The following is a 3,428-nucleotide window of genomic DNA, read 5'->3' on the forward strand; positions in this document are numbered from 1 at the left end:
CCAGGTGAAGGGGGAGGCCCCCGCCGGCATCGTTACGCGTCCCATGGTCTTCGGTTCAGAGTAAAGTCAGCGACCGAGACAGTCGACGAATTCCGAGCCCGCATCAATCAGGCCGCTCGGGACGAGGAGGAAGGGGCGCCTGCTGGAGGCGGAGAAGAGTGGCTGCTCGGCACCTTCCGCGATCGCGGCTCGTTGCACGCCGATTTCTGGTCGGGCAGCGCCGCCGATCTCGCCGAGCGTGACGCGATCGGCGTGTTCCCGGTCGGGGGCTGGTGGAAGGAGAAGCCTTACCTGGAACGCGTCGACGCTCTGGCTCGGTACGCCCTGATTGTGACGATTCGGGCGCCTGGGGTCGATGTTGACATCTTCACACCCGTCGAAGCAGCCCTGACTGTCGAGACGTCGGTCGAGACCTGATGCAGCACTGTCCAAACCGGCCAACAACGGAGGTTTGACCAGCCTCTGGTGCCATGGCGGCTGGTGCTGGATCATCACGTCGGCAACAGGGATCATGCGCGGAGGACGATAGGCCGCCAAAGGAGCGGGCCAAGCGTGTCATAATGGCGCCCATGGTCACGCCCACAAGCCGCGCCCCCTGCGTCTACAGAGAGGTGCGCGTCTGCTTAGGCGGCCGAGACATCGCTTACCTGATCAACGCGCTCGCCGTATTTGCGCCTGTAAGCGGCAATGAAATCGTCGTCGCTACAGATGCAGCGGCCGCTGGAGTCCTTGGCCTTCGGATCGTGCAAGTGAGAGCCAAGGGGGCGCAGAAGATTCACCCGAGTGCTCGTCGTCGGGCTCATGGGAAACCCCGCACTATGTTTGACCAAATCCGCGGCAAGCATAATCCCGGCAAGCACCGACTGAAAGGCCATCGGAACCACAGTTCGAACGCGGCGACTTCCTTCGCTAAGCTGGAACACCAGACCGCCGCAGATAGCCTGCTGATAAAAGGAGCGCAGGGGCTGGCCAACAAACGGGGCTAGCGGTTCAAACGGCACAGCCATCGCTGTAGCCACGCGAACTACAAAGTCGTTGGGAACTCCGGCATTGGTCTGCAGGAGCGTTTTCACCTGCTCGTGTGCTTCCGGTATTCCGAGTTCCTCGGCAATCAGCTGGTGCTCGTCCTTGGATTTTCCGGATGGCAGGTACATGCAACAAAGGCAAGCCTGGCCGTCATCGAAACCATGCCGGGAGATACCGAGATCGTGCTCCTGCGTCCAAGCGTTTGCGATCCATCGCGGCAGTGCACCTTGGACAGCCAGACGGTCGGCGGCGGTGTCAAGCGCCACACCCACTTGGTCGAAGACCCAATTGCCCCGGCGCGCAACATATTCTGCCCACGTCAGAGGGTGCGCCTCGACCTCAAGGGCAGTCGATCTAAGGGCGGTGGCTGCAAGAACCGCTTTGGACATACCAATCTCCGCCTGGCCAGCCAATGCGTAGCGCTGCAGGTTTGAGAGTTCGATCGCTTCGTGATCGATTACATGCAGACGACCTTTGAGATCGGGTTGTCTCGCTAGCGCCCAAAGCGAGCCATGGCCTATCGCACCGAGCCCAACGAGGTGGGTTTCGCCAAGGTCGACTGGGAAGTCGATCGGGCCAGGCTCTCCGGCTTTGGTCTTGTCGTAGCTGCATAGCGAGAGGTCGATGGTTTCGTCCAACTCGGCGCCGGTCAACTGGGCAGCGAAGATAGTTCGAAAGACGTTGGCGGCGCCGAAGCAACTGGCGGCGCCAGCTCCATAAGGCAGCAGACTTGGGCCAGAGCCCACCGGGTCCGTACGCGACAGCTTTGCCGCCCAACCGTCCGATCCCACGAAAAAGATCGGGCACCGGAGTGATGGGCGCGTTACCCCTGCAACGACGCAGACGGTGGCAGACTTGCCGGAACGCCGGATGCCGACTTTTGGATTGATCGACTTTGCCAAGCGCTCCAGCGCTTGGGCTTGAGAGCTCGCCGCGCTGTCCAGCGGGAGTATCGCCAGAACCGGGTAGAGCCTAGCGAGCAATCTCACCGCAAGATCTAGTGTCGCCTGGCCTTCGGCGCAGGAAGCGGCCTGATGGTCGAAGGCGACTGCCACGACCTGCTTTTCAAGAGCTGCTTTGAAGTCTCCCAGATGAAAATCGGCCAGGACCTGAGATGCCGCCGTGGCGGCGCGATCGATGAAGTTAGCGAATGCCATTGTTCAACTCGATATCATGATCATTCGCGACAGTGCCGCGGGAGGGAGCGCATTCCATTTGGCCTTTTCGTCAAGCCGATAGGCGGCGACCCGAGCAAAATCGAAAGGCTCGCGGGCGAAATTCGGCACGACCAGCGACAGACACCCAACCGTGGTAGCAACCGCATAAGCGTCGTCCGTCGTCGAATGGTAGGCGCGGCCCGGATGGCTGTGAATCTGGGCCAAGAGTTTCAGGCCGCTTTTGTAGAGCCAGACATTGAGCCGGTGCAGTTCTTCGGCCGCAACGATCACGCAAACGCCATCGTTTGTCCGAATGTGACGCTGCGCCGGGATAACCGTCTCTGTTACGGCAAAGTGCCGCTCTTGCTGAACGCCGACCCAGAGCGCCATCCCCTCATTGCCCTCGCGACCAACTGAGCGCAGATGCCCATGCGTGGTCGAGATGCAGCCGCGCGGGAGAGTCACGATCGTTACATCTCTCAAACCAGTCATTCTTGTATCGCCTGAGGGGATACCACCATTCCTACGATTGTCGGTTGGAGTTGAATCTGCAACTGCTCTATAGGAACGATTCCGTACTTGATGATCTTGTCCAGGATGAAGGCCAAACAGCCTTCGCCAGAACCCCGATGAAGCAGCCATGGATCACCTGAATGGGCTGGATTGTCGTGGTATTCCCGGACGCCCGCCATGCACAGGAATGGTTCGTCCTCGGGACTGTTGGCCTGGATGAAGTCCGTCAGCGGCACGGCGTTCTGCTGGATGAGAGCTCCTATCATCTCCGGCGGCGTTCCGGGCAGCGGCGGACGTCTAAGCATTTTCAGGTATAGATCTTTCCGGGCAATCGGATGACGCGTAAACGGATCGACGAAGACCACGGACGGTGGTCTTAAGTCGTAGTCGGTGAAGTCGACCTCGCTCGCTGCGCTGACCACCCGTGGCTTTAACTTGGGGCTGGCGAAAATGAAGAAAGCGCGCGGAAAGGTCGCCTCGATCAAGAAGCAGCCCTGAGCCCGATAGACATCAGCATATGGCCGGAACCGGCCGATCTCCCGATCAAACTTCGCTCGGGAGACCTCCGGATCCACACTTTGGTGTTTAGGCACCTGCGACGCCCGCCTTCAGGCTGAGGAACAGGGTCACAGTATTCGGGAAACCGAAGTCGCCAAGCTTCTTGTCGACATCGAGCAAGTTGCCGGCCTCATCCTTGAATTCCCAATTCTCGGCTGGTTGGGCGACATTCTG

The 3,428-nt window shown here is 60.0% G+C and carries 4 protein-coding genes and 1 pseudogene; 1 reads left to right on the plus strand and 4 read right to left on the minus strand.

Annotated features, from left to right (window positions below; all coding sequences use genetic code 11):
• Nucleotides 1-417: pseudogene (locus tag EN893_RS24795) on the plus strand (hypothetical protein); the annotation flags it as partial.
• A 206-nt stretch (nucleotides 418-623) separates the two neighbouring features.
• Here EN893_RS24795 and EN893_RS24800 read toward each other — a convergent pair.
• The 4 genes from EN893_RS24800 to EN893_RS39445 form a co-directional block, all read right to left on the minus strand.
• On the minus strand, nucleotides 624-2,183 hold the full coding sequence (locus tag EN893_RS24800) for an E2 ligase fold family C protein (RefSeq protein WP_024505651.1): 1,560 nt from the start codon (nucleotides 2,181-2,183) through the stop codon (nucleotides 624-626).
• A 3-nt stretch (nucleotides 2,184-2,186) separates the two neighbouring features.
• A complete protein-coding gene (locus tag EN893_RS24805) occupies nucleotides 2,187-2,573 on the minus strand; it encodes a Mov34/MPN/PAD-1 family protein (RefSeq protein ID WP_236383243.1) in 387 nt (128 codons plus the stop codon).
• 98 nt (nucleotides 2,574-2,671) lie between these two features.
• Nucleotides 2,672-3,289 carry a putative metal-binding protein gene (locus EN893_RS24810; RefSeq protein WP_024505653.1) on the minus strand — a complete coding sequence of 206 codons (618 nt, stop codon included), beginning with the start codon at nucleotides 3,287-3,289 and terminating at the stop codon, nucleotides 2,672-2,674.
• Nucleotides 3,282-3,374: a DUF2604 domain-containing protein gene (locus EN893_RS39445; RefSeq protein WP_245490897.1), complete on the minus strand. Its 93-nt coding sequence runs from the start codon at nucleotides 3,372-3,374 to the stop codon at nucleotides 3,282-3,284. Before EN893_RS39445 ends, EN893_RS24810 begins: the two co-directional genes overlap by 8 nt.
• Nucleotides 3,375-3,428 lie beyond the last annotated feature (54 nt).

Source organism: Mesorhizobium sp. M7A.F.Ca.CA.004.04.2.1 (assembly GCF_004022825.1).
GTDB lineage: Bacteria > Pseudomonadota > Alphaproteobacteria > Rhizobiales > Rhizobiaceae > Mesorhizobium.

What these genes read in the sequence shown, in the direction of transcription:
- EN893_RS24805 (WP_236383243.1), bottom strand. Translation starts at nt 2,573, where the DNA reads ATGGCGCTCTGGGTCGGCGTTCAGCAAGAGCGGCACTTTGCCGTAACA.
- EN893_RS24800 (WP_024505651.1), bottom strand. Translation starts at nt 2,183, where the DNA reads ATGGCATTCGCTAACTTCATCGATCGCGCCGCCACGGCGGCATCTCAG.